Below are 23,127 nucleotides of genomic sequence, written 5' to 3' on the forward strand. Positions count from 1 at the left end.
CGGGCCATGGCCTATAACAAGCGCCATGAACATCCAGAGCCCCATCCGAAACCGGTCGGTCGGTCATACGGCCTGTCCGCATGACTGTCCATCCACCTGCGCCCTCGACGTCGAACTCACCGAGGACGGCCGCGTTGGCCGTATGCGCGGCGCGACCGAGAACAGCTACACCGCCGGCGTCATCTGCGCCAAGGTCGCGCGTTACGCCGAGCGGCTCTATCATCCCGAGCGCCTGATGAAGCCGGTGCGCCGGGCAGGCGCAAAGGGCGCAGGCCAATGGCAGGATGTGACCTGGGAAGCTGCCCTCGATGAGATTGCCGATGCCTTCGTCAAGGCCGAACAGGCCCATGGCTCTGAAGCCGTCTGGCCTTACTTCTATGCCGGCACCATGGGCCTCGTGCAGCGCGACTCGATAGAGCGTCTGCGCCACGCCAAGAAATACTCCGGCTTCTTTGGCACGATCTGCACCAATATGGCCTGGACCGGCTATGTCATGGGCACCGGCACACTGCGGGGCCCGGACCCCCGCGAAATGGCGGTCTCCGATTGTGTCGTGATCTGGGGCACCAATGCGGTGGCCACCCAGGTCAATGTCATGACCCATGCGATCAAGGCCCGCAAGGACCGTGGCGCGAAGATCGTCGTCGTCGACATCTATGACAATCCGACGATGAAGCAGGCCGACATGGCCTTGATCCTCAAGCCCGGTACCGATGCAGCCCTTGCCTGCGCCGCCATGCACATCGCCTTCCGGGATGGCTATGCCGATCGCGAATACATGGCGAAGTTCGCCGATGATCCGGCAGGGCTCGAAGCGCATCTGAAGGACAAGACGCCGGAATGGGCGTCTTCCATCACGGGTCTGCCTGTCGAGGAGATCGAGGCTTTTGCTCGCCTCGTCGGTGAAACAGAGAAGACCTACTTCCGCCTCGGTTATGGCTTTACCCGCAGCCGCAACGGTGCTGTCTCCATGCATGCGGCCCTGTCGCTTGCCACCGTGCTCGGGTCCTGGCAATACGAAGGCGGCGGTGCCTTCCACTCGAACAGCGATATCTTCCAGCTGAACAAGGCACAGCTGATGGGCACGGCCATGGTCGATCCTGAGATCCGCATGCTCGACCAGTCGCAGATCGGTCGCGTTCTGACTGGCGATGCCGAGGCACTGCGCCATGGCGGGCCGGTGACGGCGATGCTCATCCAGAACACCAATCCGGTGAATGTTGCGCCCGAACAGCGGCTGGTGAAACAGGGTTTTCTGCGCGATGACCTCTTTGTGGCCGTGCACGAGCAGTTCATGACCGAGACGGCGGAGCTTGCAGACATTGTCCTTCCGGCCACCATGTTTGTCGAACACGACGACATCTATCGCGGCGGCGGCCAGAGCCATATCCTGCTCGGGCCGAAGCTCGTCGATGCGCCGCCAATGGTGCGCACCAACCTCTTCGTTATCGAGGAACTGGCAAAACGCCTTGGCATTGCCGATCGCCCAGGCTTCGGCAAGACGGAACGCCAGCATATCGAGCATATGCTCTACATCAGCGGCAAGCCGGATTTCGACACGCTGATCGAGGACAAGTGGCTCGACTGCCAGCCGGCCTTCGAAGATGCGCATTATCTGAATGGCTTTGGCCATCCCGACGGCAAATTCCGCTTCAAGCCGGATTGGGAGGGAACGCCCGCCCCAAACAAGCCGCCAGCCAGACTCGGTTCGCTCGGACCAGTGAAGTCACTGCCGGTCTATCCCGATCAGGTCGATCTGATCGAACTGGCCGATGCCGAGCATCCGTTCCGGCTCGCCACGTCGCCAGCGCGCAACTTCCTCAACTCGACCTTCGCCGAAACCAAGACCTCCCGCGACAAGGAAGGCCGCCCGGAGCTGATGGTCAATCCGGCTGATGCTGCGCAGCTTGGTCTCGCAGATGGTGACGTTGTTCGCTTGGGCAATACCCGCGGGGAACTGCGCATCCATGCCAAGGTCACCGACGCCGTGAAACCGGGCGTACTCGTCGCCGAAGGCCTGTGGCCAAACAAGTCCCATCTCGACGGCGAAGGCATCAATGTCCTGACCGGTGGCGATCCGGCGGCTCCGCATGGCGGCGCTGCCTTCCACGACAACAAGGTCTGGCTGAGAAAAGCGTAAAAGCATGAGCATATTTGACAAGGCCCGGATTGCGATCCTGGAAGACAAGACGCTGTTCAAGGGCTGGAGCCATCTGCGCGGTGTCACCTTCGACTTCTTCCGCGAGGGCAGGGCGCCGCATCGCCTTTCCTGGGAAGTCTTCGACCGCCGCGAGGCCGCCGGCATCCTTCTGCACAACACGGAGCGCAACACGGTGACGCTGGTGCGCCAATTGCGCATACCCGTGCATCTCATGGGCGATAATCCCTATCTTCTCGAAGTCCCCGCCGGCTTCATTGATGAGGGCGAAACGCCGGAACAGGCGGTGATCCGCGAGGCGATGGAAGAGACCGGTTACAAGATCGCCAAGGCGACATCTGCCTTCGCCAGCTATATGTCGCCGGGTTCTGTCACCGAAAAGCTCCACGGCTTCTATGCCGAAGTCACCGATGCCGATCGTGTCGCCGCAGGCGGCGGACTGGAGGAGGAAAAGGAAGACCTCGAGATTGTCGAGATCGCCTTTGCTGACGCGCTGGCTATGATCGAAACAGGCCTGATCGTCGATGCCAAGACGATCATGTTGTTGCAATGGGCGGCGTTGCGCGCCGCCCGCTGAGGTCAGAAGCGGCCTTTGACGCCGACGGAGACCGCGACTGATTGAAAATCAGCCTTGGCGCCATTCTCGTACTCGGAGGTCGCGCCCGTCGTGGTGTCGCGGGCTGTCGTATCCCCACGCGCCGTAAAGATCTTCTGGAAATCGCCTGAGACGTAAAGCGAAGTGCTGGCTAGCAATTGGTAGTCGGCAGTGACCGTGGCGCCGACCATCGGCGCAAAGAGGATCTCATCGGTGTAGCGCGTGTCCGTCAACCAGTGGTCGTCAATGCCTTTGAACCCGACGCTGGCCCCGCCGCGCATGGTGCCGGACAGAGTAAAGCGCCCAAGGCTCTGTTCGGCATTGGCTGAAAGGAAAAGCGTCGGTATGCGCTGCTCGTAGCTGATGCCCTTCTCACCATCGGGAAAGTTTCCGACGTCGTCGTGAAGGGTCACGTCGGTGTAGATGTAGCTGCCGCCGCGGGCGGTCCATTTCACATCAGTAAAGCCAAGGCCGCCGCCCAGGCCGAGCCGCGTGCTGCCGGTATCGATGAGTGACCTATCGGCCTCGATCAACAGGTTGATGTAGCGGTCTAAGCCTGTGTCGGGGTGAATGGACTGATCCGTCCAGTCGTCAATGCTCGGATTCAGCCAGTCGCGGTCAACCATATGACCATCGCCGCCAATCCCGATATCGAGCCGCCCTTTCAGCCGCCAGCTATAGCCGAGGTCGAGTTCGGCACCGACTGTGCCCGTCTTGACGCCCTGGCTCTTCCAGTCGAGCTGGCTGACCTTGTAATCGCCGTTGTAGACATATTCGCCGGCCTTGATATTGGCCATGCCCACACCGGCAAAGAAGCGAACTGTGGAATCGGCCGCTGGGCTTTGGCCGTAAAACGCATCCTGGGCCAAGGCCGAGGAAGAGGAATGCGAGGCGAACAGCAAGGCAGCGCCCAAGACGCCGGGGAATCGTTTTCTGACCAAAGACATGAGCTCAACCGCTTTTGACGATAATCGCCACGGTTGCATGTTTATGGTTAATACTTCGCTGCCAGGCGGTGTACGTCAGTCACCTTTTTTGGCGTCGGACGGCCCGTCAGCCGCTGATCAGCGTCGCTTCGGCGTTTGTCTCGGAGGCCAGCCGCTCGACGCTGCCATCGGCACGCATCGTTACATGCCCTGCAGCGACCAGCTTCAGCGCCAGCGCATAGGTCTTGTGCTCGACGGTGAGCACGCGCCCAGCAAGGCTATCTGCTGTGTCGTCAATCAGCACCGGTACCACAGACTGGGCAATCACCGGACCCTCGTCCATGCCTTCCGTTACGAAATGCACGGTGCAGCCCGCAACCTTCATGCCGGCGTCCAGTGCACGCTGATGGGTGTGGAGCCCCGGAAAGAGCGGCAGAAGGGAAGGGTGGATGTTGAGGATCTTGCCCTCATGGGCGCGGATGAAATCGCCGGAGAGAAGCCGCATATAGCCGGCCAGACAGATCAGGTCGGGGGCAATGCTAGCGAGGGAGTCCAGGATCGCAGCCTCATGTTCGGCTTTCGAGCCATAGGCCTTGCGTTCGAACACGAATGTCGGAATGCCAAGACCAGCTGCCTTGGCAAGCCCGCCGGCATCCGGCTTGTCGGAGAAAACGGCGACGATTTCGGCCGGATACCCGGCAGCCTCGCAGGCTCTCGCCAGCGCCAGCATGTTCGATCCGCCGCCCGAGATAAAGGCGACGACGCGTTTGCGCCGCGCCGTCATAGGGCGAGCGTGCCCTTGTAGGTTACGCCATGGTCACCCTCTTCGCGGGCAATCATGCGGCCAAGGCGGGCAACAGCCTCACCTTCGGCTTCGAGCGCGTTCGTCACCTCTTCGACCTTTTCGGCGGAGACAACGACGATCATGCCGATGCCGCAGTTGAAGGTGCGCAGCATCTCGCTCTGGGCAACGCCACCGGTCTTGGCGAGCCAGGAAAAGACGGCCGGAACCTGGAAAGACGCAAGGTCGATTTCCGCAGCGAGGTGCTTGGGCAGCACGCGCGGAATGTTTTCCGGAAACCCGCCACCGGTGATGTGGGCAAGCGCCTTCAGCGCCCTGGTTTCCTTGATCGCCTTCAAGAGCGGCTTCACATAGATGCGGGTCGGGGTGAGCAGGGCGGCACCCAGCGATTGGGCTTCGGAGAATGGGGCAGGGGCATCCCAGGCAAGGCCAGAGATTTCGACAATCTTGCGCACCAGAGAAAAGCCGTTGGAATGAACGCCGGAGGAGGAAAGCCCGAGGATCACATCGCCTTCGGCGATATCACCTGATGGCAGCAATTCGCCGCGCTCGGCAGCCCCCACGGCAAAGCCTGCAAGATCGTAGTCGCCCTTGGAATACATGCCCGGCATTTCCGCGGTTTCACCGCCGATCAGTGCGCAGCCCGCCTCGCGGCAGCCGGCAGCGATGCCCTGAACAATCGCCGCACCCTGGTCGGGATCAAGCTTGCCAGTGGCGAAATAGTCGAGGAAGAGCAGCGGCTCGGCACCCTGGACCACGAGATCGTTGACGCACATGGCAACAAGGTCAATGCCGACGGTGTCGTGAATATCGGCGTCGATGGCAATCTTAAGCTTGGTGCCGACGCCGTCATTGGCGGCAACCAGGATCGGATCCTTGAAGCCCGCAGCCTTGAGGTCGAAGAGCCCGCCGAAGCCGCCGATCTCGCCATCCGCACCGGGACGACGGGTCGACTTCACAGCCGGCTTGATCTTCTCGACCATCAGGTTGCCGGCATCGATGTCGACGCCCGCATCGCTATAGGTCAACCCGTTCTTGCCAGCCTGGCTCATGCCTGCCTCCGATCCTGAGAGAGTTCGGCTGGCCATTGCATGAAGAGCCTCGATATGCAAGCGCGGAGCCGCCAAACCCCACGATTTCCCGGGCAATATCGGTCTTTGATTGTGCATCGCACGATTGCACCGTCGCGCGTTCTTGACCTGGGCTTTGCGCGTAACCTATCTCCTAGTCCGCGACATGCGTCGCGCCCGCGCATCTGGCAAAGCCCGAAACGGAAGACGGAGACGGACATGGCTCACAATATCAGTGCAATCGGTCTTCGGCGCCAGGCGCTGTTCTGGGTTACTTTCCTTGCCATCTTTGTACTCTTCCTGATGATGTTCAGCTCGGTGCTGCTGCCCTTCATCGCAGGCATGGCGCTCGCCTATTTCCTCGATCCGGTCGCCGACCGGCTGGAGCGGATCGGGCTCAGCCGCTTGATGGCGACGGTCGTCATCCTGGTCTCCTTCGTCATCGTCTTCGTCTTGTCGCTGATGATCATCATCCCGATCCTTGCCAGCCAGCTCAACGATTTCATCATCCGCGTGCCGGGTTATGTCTCGCAGCTGCAGACCTTTATCGCGACCTCGAATGCCGCATGGTTGCCCGACTGGGTGGATGGCCAGATGGAAACGATCCGGCAGAATTTTTCGCGTTATATCAGCGAAGGCGTCAGCTTCATCGGCACGCTGATTGCGCAGATCTGGAATTCCGGCAAGGCGCTCCTCGACATTGCCTCGCTGCTGGTCGTGACGCCCGTCGTCGCCTTCTATCTGCTGCTCGATTGGGACCGCATGATCGAGAAGGTCGACAGCTGGGTTCCTCGCAACCAGCTGGCAACGGTCCGCCGCCTGGCGACGGAACTCGACAACACGATTGCTGGATTTGTCCGCGGTCAGGGCTCGCTCTGCCTTATCCTTGGCGTCTTCTATGCAATCGCGCTCTCGGTCGCCGGCCTCAACTTCGGTCTTTTGATCGGTTTCTTTACCGGCATGATCAGCTTCATTCCCTATGTCGGCTCGACTGTGGGTCTGCTTCTCGCTGTCGGTGTGGCTCTGGTTCAGTTCTGGCCCGATTTTATCTGGATCGGCGTGATTGCCGGCATCTTCTTCCTCGGTCAGTTTCTGGAGGGTAACATCCTGCAGCCGAAGCTGGTCGGCAAGAGCGTTGGCCTGCACCCGGTCTGGCTGATGTTTGCCCTTTTTGCCTTCGGTGCCCTCTTCGGCTTCGTCGGCGTCCTTGTCGCCGTCCCGGCCGCAGCCGCTGTCGGCGTCCTTGTGCGCTTTGCCCTATCGCGGTATCTTGACAGCGATCTCTACTACGGCACGACGCTCGATCTGTCCTTGCCGACGAAGCCCGTTGTCAGTGAGATCCCATCCCAAGCCATCGAGAAGTGAATGACTGAGGCCAAGAAGATCGCCGGGCGGCGCAATGCCGCCGAACAACTGCCGCTCGTTTTCGAGCATGGTGCAGCCAGCGGCCGCGACGATCTTTTGGTGTCGGAGCGTCTGGCAGCAGCCGTGTCGCTGGTCGATGCCTGGCCAACCTGGCCATCGCCAGTCGTGATCCTGACCGGTCCGGCCGGCTCGGGAAAATCGCATCTGGCCCAGATCTATCGAGAGACGGCGGAAGCAGCGACCATCACCGCCCGGCCCGGCGAGGGCGCCTCCGAACGGGCGGCGGAAGGCCCCGTTCTGCTGGAGGATGCCGACCGCGCCGGCTTCGACGAGGTGGAGCTCTTCCACGTCATCAATGCTGTCCGCCAGCACGGCACGACGCTTTTGATCACCTCGCGCAGCTTCCCGCCCTCATGGAATGTGGCGCTGCCAGACCTGGCCTCCCGGTTGAAGGCGGCAACCGTCGTCGAGATCGGCACGCCGGACGAGGATCTTCTCGGCCAGCTGATCACGAAGCTTTTTGCCGACCGGCAGCTTTACATCGACGACAAGATCGTCAGCTATATCGTACAGCGAATGGAACGGTCCTTCTCGGCGGCGCAGACCGTGGTCGACCGAATGGACAAGCTGGCGCTGGCCCGACGCGTGAAGATCACGCGGGGACTGGCAGCGGAAGTGCTGGAGACACTGGAGACGGCGCAAGTCCGGGAGTGAGTGTCACAGATCTGTCGTCGAATTGTTATAATCGGCGGAAACACAAAAAGGGGCGGAGAATCATGGACCAGTCGGCGATCGACACCAGCGGCGAAACAGGCATGGAAGCGTTGGCCGCCGAGGACATGATGCTCAGTCCGGCCCGCTTCATCAATCGTGAGTTCTCCTGGCTGCAGTTCAATCGCCGGGTCCTTGAGGAAACGCTGAACACCGCCCATCCTCTGCTGGAGCGGGTTCGCTTCCTGTCGATCTCGGCCGCCAACCTCGACGAATTCTTCATGGTCCGCGTTGCCGGCCTCGAAGGACAGGTGCGCCAGGGGATCGTCATCAAGAGCCCCGATGGCAAGACGCCGGCTGAGCAACTCGACGACATCCTGAAGGAAATCGACAATCTGCAGATGGAGCAGCAGGCATCGCTGGCCGTGTTGCAACAGTATCTGGGGCAGGAAGAGATCCTGATCGTACGCCCGGCTGCCCTGTCCGACGTTGACCGGACCTGGCTCGAGACGACATTCGAGGAATCGATCTTCCCGGTCCTCACCCCGCTTTCGATCGATCCTGCTCATCCGTTCCCCTTCATTCCGAACCTCGGCTTCTCCATGGGCCTGCAGCTCTGCTCCAGCCGCACCGGCGAGCCGATGACGGCTCTTCTGCGTCTGCCGCCGGCCCTCGATCGCTTCATTCGCCTGCCGGACGAAGGCGCGACGATCCGCTACATCACGCTGGAAGATGCCGTCGGCCTCTTCATCAACCGGCTTTACCCCGGCTATGAGGTGAAGGGCTTTGGCACCTTCCGCATCATCCGCGACAGCGATATCGAAGTGGAAGAAGAAGCCGAAGATCTGGTGCGCTTCTTCGAAACGGCCCTAAAGCGCCGCCGCCGTGGCTCGGTGATCCGCATCGAGGTGGACAGTGAGATGCCGCTCGCGCTTCGCCAGTTCGTGGTCCATGAACTCGGCGTCGCCGACAACCGGGTGGCCGTGCTGCCGGGTCTTCTTGCACTCAACACGATCTCGGAAATCACCAAGGCGCCGCGCGACGACCTGCGCTTCGAGCAGTACAATGCCCGTTTCCCCGAGCGGGTCCGCGAACATGCAGGCGATTGCCTGGCCGCGATACGTGAAAAGGACATGATCGTCCACCACCCCTATGAGAGCTTTGATGTCGTCGTGCAGTTCCTGCTGCAGGCCGCCCGCGACCCGGACGTGCTGGCGATCAAGCAGACGCTTTACAGAACCTCGAACGACAGCCCGATCGTCCGTGCCCTTATCGATGCGGCGGAAGCCGGCAAGTCGGTGACCGCGCTTGTCGAACTGAAGGCGCGCTTCGACGAAGAGGCGAATATCCGTTGGGCCCGCGACCTTGAACGCGCCGGGGTGCAGGTCGTCTTCGGCTTCATCGAGTTGAAGACCCATGCCAAGATGTCGATGGTCGTGCGCCGCGAAGACGGCAAGCTTCGCACCTACTGCCATCTCGGTACCGGCAACTATCACCCGGTCACCGCGAAGATCTATACCGACCTGTCCTTCTTCACCTGCAACCCGAAGATCGCCCATGACATGGCGAATGTCTTCAACTTCATCACAGGCTATGGCGAGCCGGAAGAAGGCATGAAGCTCGCAGTGTCGCCCTATACGCTGCGCCCGCGCATCCTCAAGCATATCCGTGAGGAGACCGAGCATGCCAAGGCTGGTCGCCCGGCGGGCATCTGGATGAAGATGAATTCGCTGGTCGATCCCGAGATCATCGATGCGCTTTATGAAGCAAGCCGGGCAGGGGTCGAGATCGACCTCGTCATTCGCGGCATCTGCTGCCTGCGCCCCCGCGTTCCGGGCCTGTCCGATAATATTCGCGTCAAGTCCATTGTCGGTCGCTTCCTTGAGCACAGCCGCATCTTCTGCTTTGGCAACGGCCATCGCCTGCCTTCGGAAAAGGCGCTCGTCTATATCGGCTCGGCCGACATGATGCCGCGCAATCTCGACCGCCGCGTCGAGACGCTGGTACCGTTGATCAATCCGACGGTGCATGAACAGGTGCTCTCACAGATCATGCTCGGGAACCTGATTGACAATCAACAGAGCTACGAGATATTGGCCGACGGCACGTCTCGCCGCATGGAAGTGCGACAAGGTGAGGAACCTTTCAACGCGCAGCAGTATTTCATGACCAATCCCAGCCTATCCGGCCGTGGAGAAGCCCTGAAGTCCAGCGCACCGAAACTTATTGCCGGCCTGATTTCCGGCAGAAACAGATAACACTGGTACCTCATGACAAGATCTGAAGCCCAGGGGCGCCTACCCGGCATCGCCCCTGTTTCCGTTGTCGATATCGGTTCTAACTCGATCCGTCTGGTGATCTACGAGGGGCTGTCGCGGGCGCCGACCGTCCTTTTCAATGAAAAGGTCCTGTGTGGCCTCGGCAAGGGCGTCGCCTCCACCGGCCGCATGGACGAGGAGGGGGTTGAGCGCGCGCTTGTGGCCCTGCGTCGCTTCCGTGCCCTTTCCAACCAGGCTCAGGCGACCCGCATGTATGTGCTGGCCACCGCTGCCGCACGCGAGGCCTCCAACGGTCCCGATTTCATCGCCCGCGCAGAGAAGATCCTCGGCCACGAGGTTCTGGTCCTGACCGGTGAGGAAGAGGCCCGCTATTCGGCGCTTGGTATCATCAGCGGCTTCCACGACGCGGACGGCATTGCCGGTGACCTCGGCGGGGGCTCGCTGGAACTGATCGACATCAAGGGCAAGTCCTTCGGCCAGGGCATCACCATGCCGCTGGGCGGCATCCGGCTCTCCGAAACGGCGGAAGGTGCGCTGCCCAAGGCACGTGCTTTGGCAAAGAAGCTTGTCGCCGGAGCCACGCTGCTCAAAAACGGTGAGGGGCGCACCTTCTATGCGGTCGGCGGCACCTGGCGCAACATCGCCAAACTGCACATGGAAATCCGCAAATATCCGCTGCACATGATGCAGGGCTATGAACTGCCTTTCGACGAGATTGCCTTCTTCCTCGACGAGATCATTTCCGGCGCCAATGCCCGCGATCCCGCCTGGTCGACGATTTCGAAAAACCGCCGCAGTCTGATCCCCTATGGTGCCGTCGCCCTTCGCGAAGTCATCGAGGCAATGAAGCCGAAGAGTGTCTGCTTTTCCGCCCAGGGCGTGCGCGAAGGCTATCTCTATTCGCTGTTGCTCGAGGAAGAGCAGGCCCTCGATCCGCTGGTCGAAGCAGCCGACGAATTGGCAATTTTGCGTGCGCGCTCGCCCGAGCACGCCCGGGAACTGGCCGACTGGACCGGCCGGATGATGCCCTTCTTCGATATCGTCGAGACGGAAGAGGAAAGCCGCTATCGTCAGGCCGCCTGCCTGCTTGCCGATATCAGCTGGCGCGCCCATCCCGATTACCGGGGCCTGCAGGCGCTGAACGTGATTGCCCACTCGTCTTTCGTCGGCATCACCCATCCGGGTCGCGCCTTTATCGCGCTGACAAACTACTACCGTTTCGAAGGCCTGCATGACGACGGGCAGACCGGCTCGCTGGCCACAATTGCCACCGAGCGCCTGCTCGACCGCGCCAAGCTCGTCGGCGGCATGCTGCGTGTGGTCTATCTGTTCTCGGCCTCGATGCCGGGCGTGGTCCACAACCTCACCTTCCGTCGCTCGGACAATCCCGATCTCGACCTCGAATTCGTCGTGCCGAAGGCCTATCACGATTTCGCTGGCGAACGCCTGGACGGACGCTTGATGCAGCTCTCCAAACTGACCGGCAAACGGTTGGCGTTTGTGTTTGAGTAGGCCCCACCGGACATTTCGGAGATAGCCTCGTTTATTTAATGGAGTAGTCTATCTGCAGGTCGCTAAGTTTATTGCCTACATAGGTGTAGTCGACACTCATGGCGTATATTGGATCCAGTCCAAAATATTGTAAATTAATGATCCGCCAATTGAGAGGGCATTTGTTTTCTCGGTGTTGGCATAAGAAGTATAACCTTCTCTCATCTGGCGCAGAATATCGTGCCGGAAAGACACTGAGGTTTAAATCAAATTGCAGAAGCCAGGCCCTGAGGTTCTCTTCTGAACCCAGCCGTGTCATCAGATGGTAAAAACAGGTCCAGTAATCCGACGTCCAGATCAGCTTTCTCCAGATGAGGTCATTCTGCCTCGGAGAGCTTTTGTCGTGGCACGCCGCGAAGTCAGGAAAACGCCTGAGTGACCATCGCACGCCCCACTGATTGCTGCGGTCCGCAATCTCCAGGATCTGAGTGTCTTCCGCCCGTGCCGCACACGCGCTCAAGAAAAGCATCCCAACAAACAGCAGCCATTTCATCAAACCATCCCGATATCGCGAGAAGCGGGATGCTAGGGAGGAACTGGATCGGAAGCAACCCTTAGGCGTCTATCTAGTGCCTTGCAATCTTTCGGATTGCTGGGTTGGGAGAGCGGGCACTGCCCGCTCTCTTCGCTTCAGGCCTTCGCTTACTTAGCCGCGAGGAACTCGCTCACTTCGAGCAGAACGAACTCATTGTCGTCCGCCTTATCAAGTACGCGGCCGGCCGAGAAGGGCAGGTTGTTGTCGTTGCCGACGACGATATGCGTGGCATCGATGATATCGACATTCTCGATCGTGACGAAAGGCATGTCGTAGTAGCCTTCGCCGCCGCCCTGGCGCTTCTTGTTGTCGGGATCTTCGATCTTCATCAGATCGATGAAGCCGATCTTGCGAACGGCCTTGCCCGCGTTTTCTTGCGTCATCTCGATCTTGTAGATGCGCTTGTGCTTGGCCGGGACGGCAAAGCAGTCGGGGGCCGGGGCCTTCGGATCGGCGCAAGCCTTGTCTGCGGTACCAGCTCCATTGTCGCGTTCGATAACCAGTGCCGTCGTCTCGTCGATCATGTTGAAATCGCCGATCGCCTCGCCGCCTTCCGACAGCGGATAGAGCCAGCTCTTTCCGGTCCAGGCCTTGGACGCGACATCCAGTTCGACGATGCGCAGGGCCGTCAGGCCATCTGCTTTTTCGACCGAGCCGTCTTCGAGATAGAGCGGGCCTTCCAGCAGGCCGTAGAGCTTGGTGCCATCCTTCGACAGCGCAAGGCCTTCATAGCCACCGGAGCGCTTGAGGTTGAAAACCGGCATCTTGGCAGTCGGGTTGGCAGGCACAACAAGCGTTGCATTGTCAGGCGACTTGACCTCGGTCTCACCGACCTTGGTGGCGATGACGTCGGTCAGCTTGCCGTCCATCGAGAATTTCAGGAGATAGGGGCCGAATTCTTCGCCAACCCAGAAACCGTCCGCAACCGGTTGGATCGACTCGACATCGAAATCGGCGCCGGTGAGATATCGCTGGTCCGAGCCTTCCATGACGATCGGAAAGGGAGCTTTCTTGTCCGGGTCGGTCAGGAAGAGCGTGGAGATCGGCTCGACCTTGCCGGCATCCCAATTGAACTTGAGATGATGCAGCATCAGCATGGAATCGGAGGATGTGGCCTTAGACCCGAAACCATTGTCGGAGAGGCTCCAGAATGTGCCGTCTGCCATGGTCTTGATGCCGGAAAAGCCCTGCATCGCCTGGCCGTCGAACGGCATTTTCAGGCCGGTCTCGCGAACGCCGTCCTTGCCGGGAACGGTGCCGAGCGCCTCCGCGCGCTTGCGGTCCGGCGTGGTGAACTTGCCAGAGGTCTTCAGGTGCTGGGGTGCATCGGCCGGTGCCGCGATGATCGTGTTGGCCGGCAAAATGGCGTGCGAAACGAGCTTGGCGGAAAAGGCCTTGTCCTCGGCCATGGCAGATGTGGATGCGAGAAGGAAAAGGGATACGGAAGTCAGAAGCAATTTTTTCATCGGGGCACCTTGGATGAAGGAGGAACCCGCTGGCCTTTAAGCCTGCTTCATGACGGCCAGATTTTCATTCGGTGACGTTTCGGTAACGATCAACCGGTCAGTTGATCCAGGCCGGTATAGCCCCCGTGTCCTGTCCAGAGGCGGCCGCCTCGACGCAGGCCGAGAGACTGCCGAAGCGCAGACCGCGGCCGGTCAGCCCCGGGCCGTAATGGGCGTATTTGCCGGAATTGGTCATGATCGTCTTCACATGGCGCGGGATCAGTGGCTCGACGATCATGCACCAGCAGGTATCGGTGACGAATTGCACGCCGAAACCTTCGAGCTCTTCCACATGACCGGCCCTGGTCGCTTCTTCGAGCGTCCAGCGGCCGCAGGTCACGATGATCGCCACATCCGGATGTTTCGTTCTACCGATGCAAAGCGCAGCCAGGCTTGCGATTTCCGTTACCGAAAAATGCGGATTGCCGAGGGAGATCAGATCCACCGAGCCGACTTCCGCGCCGTTCAACTCACCCCAGGCCTGCCGGAGCTCGGCATGGGTGACGACAACCTCCCGAAGCGCAAGCGACCGAAAATCTTGCGCATCCTTTGCCTCAGGCGTGACGCCCGCGATGTGAAACATCGGCGCGCCTGAGGTCGTCGCGAAGGCGGCTCCATAGGCCTTCAAGTCGTCGCTGTCGGGTGCCAGATGGCCGATACCGTCGATGATCGGGATGTCGTCGGCAGCAAGCAGGCCGGTGAGATAGCCAAGAAGTGGATAAAAGCTATCATCGACCGCCGGAAGCTGGGGCAGGGTGATGCGGAGCTTGGGTTGCCGCTCTCGGTCCAGATGGCAGCCGGCCTTCGGCGCACGCCCGGTGAGCGCGATGCAGATATCCAGATAGTCGGGATATTTCATCGTGCGCGCGGCAAGCACGCTGTTGGCATAGACGACCGCATTCGATTCGGCCCAGACGATCTGCTCATCGCGCTTCGGAGCGGTCTCCAGCAGATAGGGCGCGCAGGTGAAGCTCGGGGCCGCACCCATGTCGACATAGGCATCCGCCAACCGGCTGGCCGCTTCGCCGAAACCCGTTTCGATCCCTTGCGTCCGCCAGCGCCTTTGGTCGACGGAGATCGCATTGAGCGTGGTCGGGACTGCGACCTTGCCACCGAGGTCGCGCAGCCGTTCGGCAAAGGCGAGCCCGCCGGGTCCGGTGTAGATGCAGCCGTCGATATGGGCCTGACTGATGTCGATAAGCTCGCTCGCGCCCTCAATCGCCGCCATCCGCAGCACGATCCGCATCGCGACCTGCGCCGCATCGCCATGCCTGCCATCAAGCATGGCGCGATCTCCGTCCGTCAGCGTGATCTGGCTTGTCGTGGAGGCGGGCAGGGCGGCGGTGGTTCCAGGAACCCGGACATGCGTCGTGCCGGCCAGAGAACGAAACGCCTCTGTGCCCAGACAGTGAACCGGGATCGACTGCCCAAACACCTCTTCCGCAACAATTACGCCAAGCGTGATGATGGCTTCGGGGCGCTCCAGCAGGATGGCGGCCGGGCCCTGTCCGTTGAGAATGAGTTCGAGGATCACGCCGCTGCCGGAACAGGAGCCACGGCTGCTGGGAATGGCCAGCACCTGTCCGGCCAATCTTCGCCCGCTCAAGGGATGATGCCGGTCGATCACTTCGCCGGTGATCGGCTCGACGCCACCCCAGAAGCTCAAGGGCACATCGCTGTAGAGAAGCGGTCCCTCGGCAGTACCCGGAACCAGCTCATAGCCGGATATGTCGACGACTGGTCCGTTCATCCGTTTTTCTCCGTCAGTGCCAGAACCGCAAAGCTCGCAAGCCAGTGTTCGCCCATGTAATCGCCCGAGACGTGATCAAGCCCGATCGCCAGATGGTGCTCCGAGGCGTCGAGCATGGGGCTTCGCCTGCTGTCGCTGTCCGGCAGGGTAGCGGCCAGCGCCTTCCAGCACCAGGCACGGCTGAGGTTCAGCCCGTCGAGATGGGCGATCTTGCCGTCGGAACGGTCTGACACGCGGGCGGGGTGAAACAATGTGCGCGGTTCATGCCGGGAAATATCTGGCAGGAAGGCATCGAACCACGCGGTAAAGGCCTTGGGCGGCATCAGGCGTCGCATGCATTCCGCTTCGATCAGGGCCGGCGACAGGAAGTCGTCGCCTGAGGGCTCCCCCCATGCCGGACAGTGTGTGTCCGCGCCATACCAGCGAAGCGCCGTCTGCAACAGGAGTTCGAAGAGATCAGCATCACCGGTGGCACTCGCATAATCCGCGGCCAGACGCAGGGCGAAGGCCGTGTTGTAATGCGTGCCCGTGCGGACAGGATAGGTGGCAAGCGGCAGGAAATCGCAGAAGTGCGCGACGATCCGTTTGGTCAGGGGCGCGAGTGCCGCGCTCCAGTCTGCCGTTTCGTGTCCGTCAAGTTCAGCCGCGAGCTTCAGCAGCCAAGCCCAGCCATAGGGGCGTTCATAGCCGCGGGCCATCGGCCGGTCGAAATAGGCGCATTCCCCCGCCACCTTGTCCGCGACCAGCATTCGATTGAAAAGGTGACGCACCGCTTCGGCTTCCGGCAGCGATGGGAAGAGACGGATCAGCCGCGCCAGCATCCAGTAGCCATGCACGCAGGAATGCCAGTCAAAACTGCCGTAAAAGATCGGATGCAGCTGCGACGGTGTTTGCGCGTCCTCAGGACCGTCAAGTCCATGCAGGATATGGTTGGGATACTCACGCCTGACATGGCTAAGGGCGATCCGGGCAAACCGCGAGGCGATGTCTGGCGTGAGCGTTGCTGTCACGGCGTCTCTCCCCCATCGAGAAGATCGCCCCAGTCTGCCCGGCGCAATTGCTTGAAGGCTTCCCCGTCGCGCTTGCTGAGCGTGATTTCGTCTACCGTTCCACCGGGACGACAGAGCTTGGCCCGCCCCACACCCCCATTGACACGCGGCGGGACGAGAATCCGGGAGCCCGAATGTGCGACCGGTTCACGCGACGCCGCGATGAAGATGTATTTTTCATCCTCCCATGGCACTTCGGCACCCTTGGCCAGGCGATGCACACGCGAGCGGGCCACACGCCTTGAGAAGTGGCACCAGTCGGGTGCTGCGATCGGACAGTCCTGCCCATGCGTGCAAGGGGCCGCGAGATGCGCGCCGAGCCCCCGAAGCCTGTCGCGGACGGCAAGAATACGTTGCCAGCCGGCCGGTGTCCCAGGCTCGACGATCACCAGCATCCCACTGGTCAGCGCCCAGAGCTTGTCCGTGACGGCGGCAATCGTTGCCGGCGGCAATTCGTCCAGCACATAGGCGAGCGTCACCAGATCGGCCTTTGCCAACGTTGGAAGCTTGAGTGTGACGTCGCCGCTCTGCCAGCGGCTTTTGACCGGGCTTGCCTTGGACAGTTTTTCCCCGACGCTGCGAATGGCGCCGCTCGCCTCGACCATCTCGGCCGTCTTCAGGCTGTCAAAGGCGTCAGCGGCTGCCCAAAGGGCGGTACCGGGACCGGAACCGAGATCGATCTGGCTTTCCGGCTGAAAGTCCGGACAGATCTCCTCGACCATCGCTAGGGCGGCGCGCACGGCCGCATAGGTCGCCGGCATGCGTGTCGCGAGATAGGCCTTGGCAGCCAGCGCATCATCGATATGAAAACGACCGTCGCGCACTTCCCGGCGATAGCGGTCGGAGAGCAGCGCACTCGCCTTGGCAAGCGTCTCCAGCGGCGCCCCCGAAAGCTCCTGATCGACGGCGGCGCGGAGGGCGGCGGGCAGTTCCATTGGATAGCCTCAGAGATTTCTTGCGGCCCATTCCGGGCGGAGGAGCGATGCGTTGATCAGGTCGAATCGAGAGCCATCGGGCCGCACACCTGCCTCTCGATCGACGCCCTCGATCTGAAAGCCGTGTCGGGCATAGAGGCGTGCGGCAATCTCATTCTCGCGAACATAGTGCAGCCACAGCCGGTGAGTTTGGGTCTCTTCGAAGACCGTACGGACCACAGCCGGAAGGAGCACGGTTCCGATGCCGCAAAACTGCCGGCTGACCATGAACCGGCGCATGCAGAGATTGCCGTCACGATTGTTCAAGCCGTGCATGATGGCCAAACCGCTTCCGTCTGCGACCAGATAGAGCCAATCGGGATCAGCGAGGTGCTGTTCGTGCTCATGGGCTTCGAAGCGTCCAACCGTGCGCTCATAGCCCGGCAGCCGCTCCGTCTCCATGATGAACGGAACATCCGCCTCCGTCGCGCGGCGCAGGGTGAGCGCCGGCACGGATCAGAACTCCACGGCTTCGACGCGCTTGTCGACGAAGCGAAGGCCGACGCCGCCGGAAATCAGCTTCAGCGCCAGATCACCGAACAACTCCTTGCGCCAGCCCTGGAGGGCTGCCACTTCGGCTGCTTCGCCTTCGGCCGCGATCTTTTCAAGATCCTCGCTATTGGCGATCACCTTGGCCGCGACACCGTGCTTTTCGGAGGTCAGGCGCAGGAGAACCTTGAGCAGCTCGACGGCCGACTGCGTGCCTTCTGGGGCATGGGAATGGCGTTGGAGATGGGGCATGTCCGACTTTGGCAAGGCGAGAGCGGCATTGACCTGCTCGACGATGGCGGCACCCGACGACGAGCGCTCCCAGCCTTTCGGAACGGTGCGCAGGCGGCCAAGCGCTTCCGTGTCTTTCGGCTGCTGCTGGGCGATCTCATAGATCGCGTCGTCCTTCAGCACGCGCGAGCGCGGCACGTTGCGCGAACGCGCCTCGCGTTCGCGCCAGGCGGTAACATACTGCATGACGGCAAGTTCCGTCGGCTTGCGCAACCGCATCTTCAGTCGCTGCCAGGCCTGGTCGGGATGCAGGTCATAAGTGTCGCGCGATTCGAGGACAGCCATTTCCTCGGTCAGCCACTCGGCTCGGCCTTCGGCTTCCAGCTGGGCCTTCAGCTTGGCATAGACGTCGCGCAGATGGGTGACGTCTGCCAGCGCGTAATCAAGCTGCTTTTCAGACAGCGGACGACGGCTCCAGTCGGTAAAGCGCGATGTCTTGTCGATATGGACGTTCTTCACCTTCTGCACGAGCTGGTCGTAGGAGACAGAGTCCCCGAAACCGCAAACCATCGCGGCGACCTGCGTGTCGAAGATCGGATGCGGGATCAGATTGCCGAGGTGGAAGATGATTTCGATATCCTGGCGGGCGGCATGGAACACCTTGACAACCGCCGGATTGGCCATCAGCTCGAAGAACGAGGTGAGCTCGATGCCCTTGGCCATAGGGTCGACGATGAATTCATGCTCCGGACTCGCCATCTGGATCAGGCAGAGTTCGGGCCAGAAGGTCGTTTCGCGGAGGAATTCCGTGTCGATCGTGATGAAATCGGATTGTGCGAGAAGGCGGCAAGCCTCCTCAAGCGCGGCAGTGGTTTCGATCATTTCGGCTCGGTCATGGAAAAACTACGATCAACCTTAGTTTCCCTTCTGATCTGCCTTGTCAAGTTGATGGCGCAGCAAACGAGCCGCTAACCCGGCCTTTCCAGGGCCAAATACCCCTTATTCGTCGGGTTCAGCGCCCCGCAGCACGGCGATGTTCTGGCTGTGGACGGTTTCATAGGGGGCGAAATAGTGGATGGCTCCAGAGGCAATGTCTGCCGCCACGAAGCTTTCGAGGCTCTCGTCGGACAGTGCCGGATCGTTCAGTCGTGCAATCAGACGTTTGAGATAGTCGCGGGTGGCGGTGATCAGCGAGGGCGGGTAGCCGCCGGCAGCGATCAGCTCTTCAGCGCCATGATTGGGCAGGATGCGCGTCACGTTGAGTGTGGCGAGCCGGTCGAGTTCCGCGATGTGCCGCCCTGTATGTTCGGGCTCGGAAATATAGGTGACGGTGTCTTCCAGCGTATCGCCGGCCAGGAGCAGGCCGAGATGCGGCAGCAGGAGCACGGTGCCGTCAGCGCTATGGATATCGAATTGCAGAAGGTGAACATTGATGGCGCCCACCGTCAGCATCGTCTCTCCCTCGAATGTCTCCGTCGGCATGATGACTGGCCGGATCGGCGGATCCTTGGCTTCGAGCACGGTGCGCTTCCGTTGGAGCGTTTCGAAGGTCAGCTTGTTCGACAGGATCGGGCAATCGGCAAAGCCTGCATTGCCGGCGACGTGATCGGTGTGCCAGTGGCTGAGCACGACGCGGATCGCGGTCACCCCAAGGCTTGCCAGATGATCGCGGATGGCCTGGGCGTGGTCCAGCGAGATATGGGTATCATAAACCAGCGCTTCGGCACCGGAGACGATGGCATAACTCGCGACACCGAGCCCATAGGCGCCGTCGTCAAGCCAGTTCGGTGCGTCCGAATGCAGGCGCTTGCCGGCAATCCGCCCGTCATAATAGGCGAAAATGCCGGGATAGGGCTCATGGATGCGCATGGTTTCGGCAAGGCTCATATTATGTGACCCTGAAATAGCCGGTCATGCCGGTCTTCTGGTGTTCGATGATGTGGCAGTGAAACACCCAGTCGCCCGGGTTGTCGGCCACCAGCGCAAGCTGGACCTTTTCATCCGGCAGCACAAGGAAAGTGTCGGAGACGAGCGGCGGTACTTCCCGTTTGTTGGAGGCGATCGCCTTGAAGTTCATACCGTGCAGATGGATCGGATGGGCATGCGGCGTGACATTTTCGACATTGAGGATGTAGCTCTGGCCCAGCTTCAACTCGGCGATCGGGGCGGTCGGATCTGGCGTATCGCCCGGATAAGGCACCTTGTTGATCGCCCAGAAGGAAAAGCCGATCGAACCGCAGATGGAATCCCGTGCGGTGTTTTCGGCCGTCGCGCTGAGCAGAAGCGGGATTTGGGTTGCGGTTTTCACATCGATATCGACGCCTGCATTTTCAGCCAGCGGCCCCAAGTCTCTCAAATCTCTCTTGAGTGACGAGCCGACAGCGCGCAGTCTTGCGACCGTCTTGGGCGTCGAGGGACGCACATCCTCGAGAGCCATCACGGCGCCCTCCTGATCTGCGATCCGAAGCGCCAGATCGAGTCGCTGGCCGGGTGCCACCACCGTCATGTCGAGTGGCATGCGGCTGGGCACCGGATGCCCGTCAATGGCGATGATCTCCGCATCGGCGCCGGAAAGCCGCAAATTGTAGATGCGCGTGACATCGGACGCGAGAATGCGCAGCCTGACGAGCCCGCCGGCCGGAACGTCATAGACCGGTTCTGGTGTCCAGTTCGCTGTGCGCAGTGTCCCGAAGGTCCCGGTCTTTGCGGCATCGCGCGGCTTGAACGGCGCGATGAATTGTCCATCGCTGCCGAGCCGGAAATCGCGAAGGTTGAGCGCAAGTTCCGCGTCAAACACAGGATCGGCATCATCCTCGACCACCATCATGCCGGTTAGGCCGCGGCCCATCTGGGTCAGTGTGTTGCAATGCGGATGGTACCAGAAGGTGCCGGCATCCGGTGGAGCAAACGCGTAGTCATAGCTATCGCCCGGATATACATAAGGCTGCGACACGAAGGGCACGCCATCCTGCGCATTCGGCAGGCGGATACCGTGCCAATGCACTGTGGTTGGCTCGTCAAGCCGGTTGATCAGCTTGGCCCGGAAGGTTTCGCCACGTTTGACCCTGAGGATCGGCGGGGAGGGATCGGCTGTGGCCTCGCCGGAAAGGGCATAGCGCATGACGTTTCGGGTTGGCTGTTTGCCGTCGAGCATCGTATCGGCGATGCTGGCTTCAAGGCCGATCGGCGTCGATGCGAGCGCCTGCGACAGACGCGGCATGGCCGCAAGCCCGGCCCCATAGGTGCCGAGAACGGCGGCTGACTTGAGAAGCGTGCGACGGGAGATGGTTGGCACGGCCATGACCTCTGTTTCGATCGCCTGCTTTTAAAGTTGACGCGGCGCATCGACAATAGAGGTTTGGCGTCATGCTGTCGCAGCCATGGCAAAGGCCGTGAATGCCTGAGATCAGCCGCCATCCTTTTCCGAGGGCGGTGTCGCAAGCCTGCTGAAATAGGTGGAGGTTCGCAGCAGACTGCGGAAACGCATCCGTCGCTTCTCGGTGGGCACGGCATCCCGGATTGTGATGCGGGCGATGGTATAGGCGGCGAAGAAGGCCAGGACGACGATGACATAGGCAAAGAGAGCGTGCGGCCCAAACGCATCCATCAGGAAGGATGCGATCAAGGGGCCGACCACTGCACCGACCGACCAGAAAAACAAGGTGCCGGCCGAGACCAGCGCATGCTGGCCAGGGGCGGCATGATCATTGGCATGGGCCGAGCACAGCGAATAAAGCGGCAGCGCAAAGGCGCCGAAGGCGAAGATGCCGATGAAATTGGCAATCTCCCCATTGCCGGCGAAAAAGGCGAGGAAGACAGAGGCGAGAAGCGCGCCAAGCGTGGCGAAAAGGATGATCACGCGCCGGTCGAGTTTGTCCGAATAATGCCCGAGCGGATATTGCAGTACGATGCCGGCAAAGATGCCGATGCTCATGAAGGTGGCGATCGAGGTCACCGACATGCCGATGCCATCCGCATAGATCGGCCCGAGCGAGCGGAAGCTCGAATTGGTCAGTCCGATGACGATGCAGCCAACTGTGGCGAGCGGTGATACGGACCAGAGAACCCGGATGTCGAATTTCACATCCTTGGGTGGCGCCGGGCTCGACTTGTCGGCAAAGGAAATCGGCACGAGCGACAGCGATAGGGCCATGGCGATGATGGCGAAGAGATCGAAGCCGCTGACCCCGAAAAGGGGGATCATGTACTGCGCGGCCGTCACTGACCCAAGGTCGACGAAACGGTAGACGGAGAGCGTGCGCGCCCGCGTCGAATTGTCGACGCGCGCATTCAGCCAGCTTTCGACCACCGCAAAGAGACCGGCAAAACAGATGCCTTGGGCGAGGCGCATGACGAACCAGGAAATCGGGTCGATCACCAAAAGCATCATGATCGACGCGGCCGAGGCGATCGCCGCCAGGGCCGAGAAGGTGCGGATATGGCCGATCGCCCGCATGATCTTGGTGACATAAACGCAGCCGATGACGAAGCCGAGGAAATAACCGGTCCCGACCATGCCGATGACGGAGGTGCTGAAACCCTCCTCGATGCCGCGCAGGGAGACGAACGTGCCCTGAAGGCCGTTGCCGCCAATCAGAATGCCGGCGGTGACGAGCAGCGGAATGAGGGGACGGATATCATGCATGGGGGCCTGCTGGCCGCGGCGGAGGCGTGCGTGTGAGTCGGTGGCGTCGCGGACACCGACTTCTAGTCCCGATTGCGCGCAGGCGACAGGCCAAAATTGACGCCGGCCGCCACGCGCACCGAATTCGTCGTTAGAGGAACGGTCGCCCCTGTACCGCTTGCGCGAAGGTGGCGACGACCACCGCAATGGAAAAAACGGCGCCGAGTGCAATGCCGGGTCTCGCGAAGCGGGGCGCGACCCGATCCAAGACCAGACCGAGGATCGGCAATGCCTGCATGATGTGGGTGGCAAAGAAATGCGGCACGCGCAGATCACCCCCCGTGCGTGACCAGCCGAACAGCGGCAGGCCGCCGAGATCCGTCTTGATGCCGCCCACCCAATGGCCGGGACCATCGATCTGACCGCCGCCGAGCGCAAAGGCGGTGACGAGCGTTGCGAGGCTGCCGAGCACGAGGCCCCAGCCACCGCCGAGCCGCAGGCCGGCGGGCGAAT

The 23,127-nt window shown here is 61.2% G+C and carries 19 protein-coding genes and 1 pseudogene; 6 read left to right on the top strand and 14 right to left on the bottom strand.

From position 1 onward, the window contains the following. The first annotated feature begins 25 nt into the window (after positions 1-25). Together IP76_RS19370 and IP76_RS19375 are read left to right on the top strand one after the other, a co-directional pair. On the top strand, positions 26-2,140 hold the full coding sequence (locus tag IP76_RS19370; protein WP_054159873.1) for a molybdopterin-dependent oxidoreductase: 2,115 nt from the start codon (positions 26-28) through the stop codon (positions 2,138-2,140). Positions 2,141-2,144: 4 nt separating this feature from the next. Beyond that, positions 2,145-2,735, top strand: a complete 591-nt coding sequence (locus tag IP76_RS19375; protein WP_054159874.1) for an NUDIX domain-containing protein — start codon at positions 2,145-2,147, stop codon at positions 2,733-2,735. 2 nt (positions 2,736-2,737) lie between these two features. Here the strand turns inward: IP76_RS19375 and IP76_RS19380 are convergent, their stop codons facing one another. From IP76_RS19380 to purM, 3 genes are all read right to left on the bottom strand, one after another. After that, the gene (locus IP76_RS19380; protein ID WP_054159875.1) at positions 2,738-3,700 is read right to left on the bottom strand and encodes an omptin family outer membrane protease; all 963 of its coding nucleotides are present in this window, start codon (positions 3,698-3,700) and stop codon (positions 2,738-2,740) included. A 106-nt stretch (positions 3,701-3,806) separates the two neighbouring features. Beyond that, on the bottom strand, positions 3,807-4,463 hold the full coding sequence (gene purN, locus IP76_RS19385; protein ID WP_054159876.1) for a phosphoribosylglycinamide formyltransferase: 657 nt from the start codon (positions 4,461-4,463) through the stop codon (positions 3,807-3,809). Then, complete coding sequence (gene purM / locus IP76_RS19390) at positions 4,460-5,533, bottom strand: phosphoribosylformylglycinamidine cyclo-ligase (protein WP_054159877.1); 1,074 nt, start codon at positions 5,531-5,533, stop codon at positions 4,460-4,462. Before purM ends, purN begins: the two co-directional genes overlap by 4 nt. A 237-nt stretch (positions 5,534-5,770) precedes the next feature. Here purM and IP76_RS19395 point away from each other — a divergent pair, with 237 nt between their 5' ends. The 4 genes from IP76_RS19395 (at position 5,771) to ppx (ending at position 11,418) form a co-directional block, all read left to right on the top strand. Beyond that, positions 5,771-6,916, top strand: a complete 1,146-nt coding sequence (locus tag IP76_RS19395) for an AI-2E family transporter (RefSeq protein ID WP_054159878.1) — start codon at positions 5,771-5,773, stop codon at positions 6,914-6,916. Next, positions 6,917-7,630, top strand: coding sequence for a DnaA regulatory inactivator HdaA (gene hdaA, locus IP76_RS19400; RefSeq protein ID WP_054159879.1), 714 nt, complete (start codon positions 6,917-6,919; stop codon positions 7,628-7,630). Positions 7,631-7,731: 101 nt separating this feature from the next. Then, positions 7,732-9,885 carry an RNA degradosome polyphosphate kinase gene (locus IP76_RS19405; protein ID WP_245281514.1) on the top strand — a complete coding sequence of 718 codons (2,154 nt, stop codon included), beginning with the start codon at positions 7,732-7,734 and terminating at the stop codon, positions 9,883-9,885. A 12-nt stretch (positions 9,886-9,897) separates the two neighbouring features. Continuing rightward, the gene (gene ppx / locus IP76_RS19410) at positions 9,898-11,418 is read left to right on the top strand and encodes an exopolyphosphatase (RefSeq protein WP_054159881.1); all 1,521 of its coding nucleotides are present in this window, start codon (positions 9,898-9,900) and stop codon (positions 11,416-11,418) included. Between the two features lie 31 nt (positions 11,419-11,449). Here ppx and IP76_RS19415 read toward each other — a convergent pair whose 3' ends face one another. From IP76_RS19415 to IP76_RS23380, 11 genes and pseudogenes are all read right to left on the bottom strand, one after another. Further along, positions 11,450-11,950, bottom strand: coding sequence for a hypothetical protein (locus IP76_RS19415; RefSeq protein WP_054159882.1), 501 nt, complete (start codon positions 11,948-11,950; stop codon positions 11,450-11,452). Between the two features lie 149 nt (positions 11,951-12,099). Then, on the bottom strand, positions 12,100-13,458 hold the full coding sequence (locus IP76_RS19420) for an esterase-like activity of phytase family protein (RefSeq protein ID WP_054159883.1): 1,359 nt from the start codon (positions 13,456-13,458) through the stop codon (positions 12,100-12,102). A 97-nt stretch (positions 13,459-13,555) separates the two neighbouring features. Then, on the bottom strand, positions 13,556-15,247 hold the full coding sequence (locus tag IP76_RS19425) for an aconitase X (protein WP_054159884.1): 1,692 nt from the start codon (positions 15,245-15,247) through the stop codon (positions 13,556-13,558). Continuing rightward, the gene (locus tag IP76_RS19430) at positions 15,244-16,257 is read right to left on the bottom strand and encodes a DUF2891 domain-containing protein (RefSeq protein WP_054159885.1); all 1,014 of its coding nucleotides are present in this window, start codon (positions 16,255-16,257) and stop codon (positions 15,244-15,246) included. The genes IP76_RS19425 and IP76_RS19430 overlap by 4 nt, the downstream gene beginning before the upstream one ends. Next, complete coding sequence (locus tag IP76_RS19435) at positions 16,254-17,231, bottom strand: small ribosomal subunit Rsm22 family protein (RefSeq protein ID WP_054159886.1); 978 nt, start codon at positions 17,229-17,231, stop codon at positions 16,254-16,256. The genes IP76_RS19430 and IP76_RS19435 overlap by 4 nt, the downstream gene beginning before the upstream one ends. 9 nt (positions 17,232-17,240) lie before the next feature. After that, positions 17,241-17,723, bottom strand: a complete 483-nt coding sequence (locus tag IP76_RS19440) for a GNAT family N-acetyltransferase (RefSeq protein WP_054159887.1) — start codon at positions 17,721-17,723, stop codon at positions 17,241-17,243. A gap of 3 nt (positions 17,724-17,726) precedes the next feature. Further along, on the bottom strand, positions 17,727-18,872 hold the full coding sequence (rnd, locus tag IP76_RS19445) for a ribonuclease D (RefSeq protein ID WP_054159888.1): 1,146 nt from the start codon (positions 18,870-18,872) through the stop codon (positions 17,727-17,729). Between the two features lie 117 nt (positions 18,873-18,989). Next, the gene (locus IP76_RS19450) at positions 18,990-19,877 is read right to left on the bottom strand and encodes an MBL fold metallo-hydrolase (RefSeq protein WP_054159889.1); all 888 of its coding nucleotides are present in this window, start codon (positions 19,875-19,877) and stop codon (positions 18,990-18,992) included. Between the two features lies 1 nt (position 19,878). Beyond that, positions 19,879-21,285, bottom strand: coding sequence for a multicopper oxidase family protein (locus IP76_RS19455; protein ID WP_156318649.1), 1,407 nt, complete (start codon positions 21,283-21,285; stop codon positions 19,879-19,881). 111 nt (positions 21,286-21,396) lie between these two features. Beyond that, complete coding sequence (locus tag IP76_RS19460) at positions 21,397-22,635, bottom strand: MFS transporter (RefSeq protein ID WP_054159891.1); 1,239 nt, start codon at positions 22,633-22,635, stop codon at positions 21,397-21,399. Between the two features lie 130 nt (positions 22,636-22,765). Then, positions 22,766-23,127: pseudogene (locus IP76_RS23380) on the bottom strand (hypothetical protein); the annotation flags it as partial.

The sequence above is a fragment of the Rhizobium sp. AAP43 genome, from assembly GCF_001296045.1.
Taxonomy (GTDB): Bacteria; Pseudomonadota; Alphaproteobacteria; order Rhizobiales; family Rhizobiaceae; genus Allorhizobium.

Excerpts from the sequence above, each read along its gene's own strand:
- IP76_RS19460 (WP_054159891.1), bottom strand. The coding sequence starts at position 22,635 with ATGCATGATATCCGTCCCCTCATTCCGCTGCTCGTCACCGCCGGCATT.
- hdaA (WP_054159879.1), top strand. The coding sequence starts at position 6,917 with ATGACTGAGGCCAAGAAGATCGCCGGGCGGCGCAATGCCGCCGAACAA.
- IP76_RS19415 (WP_054159882.1), bottom strand. The coding sequence starts at position 11,950 with ATGAAATGGCTGCTGTTTGTTGGGATGCTTTTCTTGAGCGCGTGTGCG.
- IP76_RS19435 (WP_054159886.1), bottom strand. The coding sequence starts at position 17,231 with ATGGAACTGCCCGCCGCCCTCCGCGCCGCCGTCGATCAGGAGCTTTCG.
- IP76_RS19375 (WP_054159874.1), top strand. The coding sequence starts at position 2,145 with ATGAGCATATTTGACAAGGCCCGGATTGCGATCCTGGAAGACAAGACG.
- purM (WP_054159877.1), bottom strand. The coding sequence starts at position 5,533 with ATGAGCCAGGCTGGCAAGAACGGGTTGACCTATAGCGATGCGGGCGTC.
- IP76_RS19420 (WP_054159883.1), bottom strand. The coding sequence starts at position 13,458 with ATGAAAAAATTGCTTCTGACTTCCGTATCCCTTTTCCTTCTCGCATCC.
- ppx (WP_054159881.1), top strand. The coding sequence starts at position 9,898 with ATGACAAGATCTGAAGCCCAGGGGCGCCTACCCGGCATCGCCCCTGTT.
- purN (WP_054159876.1), bottom strand. The coding sequence starts at position 4,463 with ATGACGGCGCGGCGCAAACGCGTCGTCGCCTTTATCTCGGGCGGCGGA.
- IP76_RS19380 (WP_054159875.1), bottom strand. The coding sequence starts at position 3,700 with ATGTCTTTGGTCAGAAAACGATTCCCCGGCGTCTTGGGCGCTGCCTTG.
- IP76_RS19450 (WP_054159889.1), bottom strand. The coding sequence starts at position 19,877 with ATGAGCCTTGCCGAAACCATGCGCATCCATGAGCCCTATCCCGGCATT.
- IP76_RS19425 (WP_054159884.1), bottom strand. The coding sequence starts at position 15,247 with ATGAACGGACCAGTCGTCGACATATCCGGCTATGAGCTGGTTCCGGGT.
- IP76_RS19405 (WP_245281514.1), top strand. The coding sequence starts at position 7,732 with ATGGAAGCGTTGGCCGCCGAGGACATGATGCTCAGTCCGGCCCGCTTC.
- IP76_RS19370 (WP_054159873.1), top strand. The coding sequence starts at position 26 with ATGAACATCCAGAGCCCCATCCGAAACCGGTCGGTCGGTCATACGGCC.
- rnd (WP_054159888.1), bottom strand. The coding sequence starts at position 18,872 with ATGATCGAAACCACTGCCGCGCTTGAGGAGGCTTGCCGCCTTCTCGCA.
- IP76_RS19395 (WP_054159878.1), top strand. The coding sequence starts at position 5,771 with ATGGCTCACAATATCAGTGCAATCGGTCTTCGGCGCCAGGCGCTGTTC.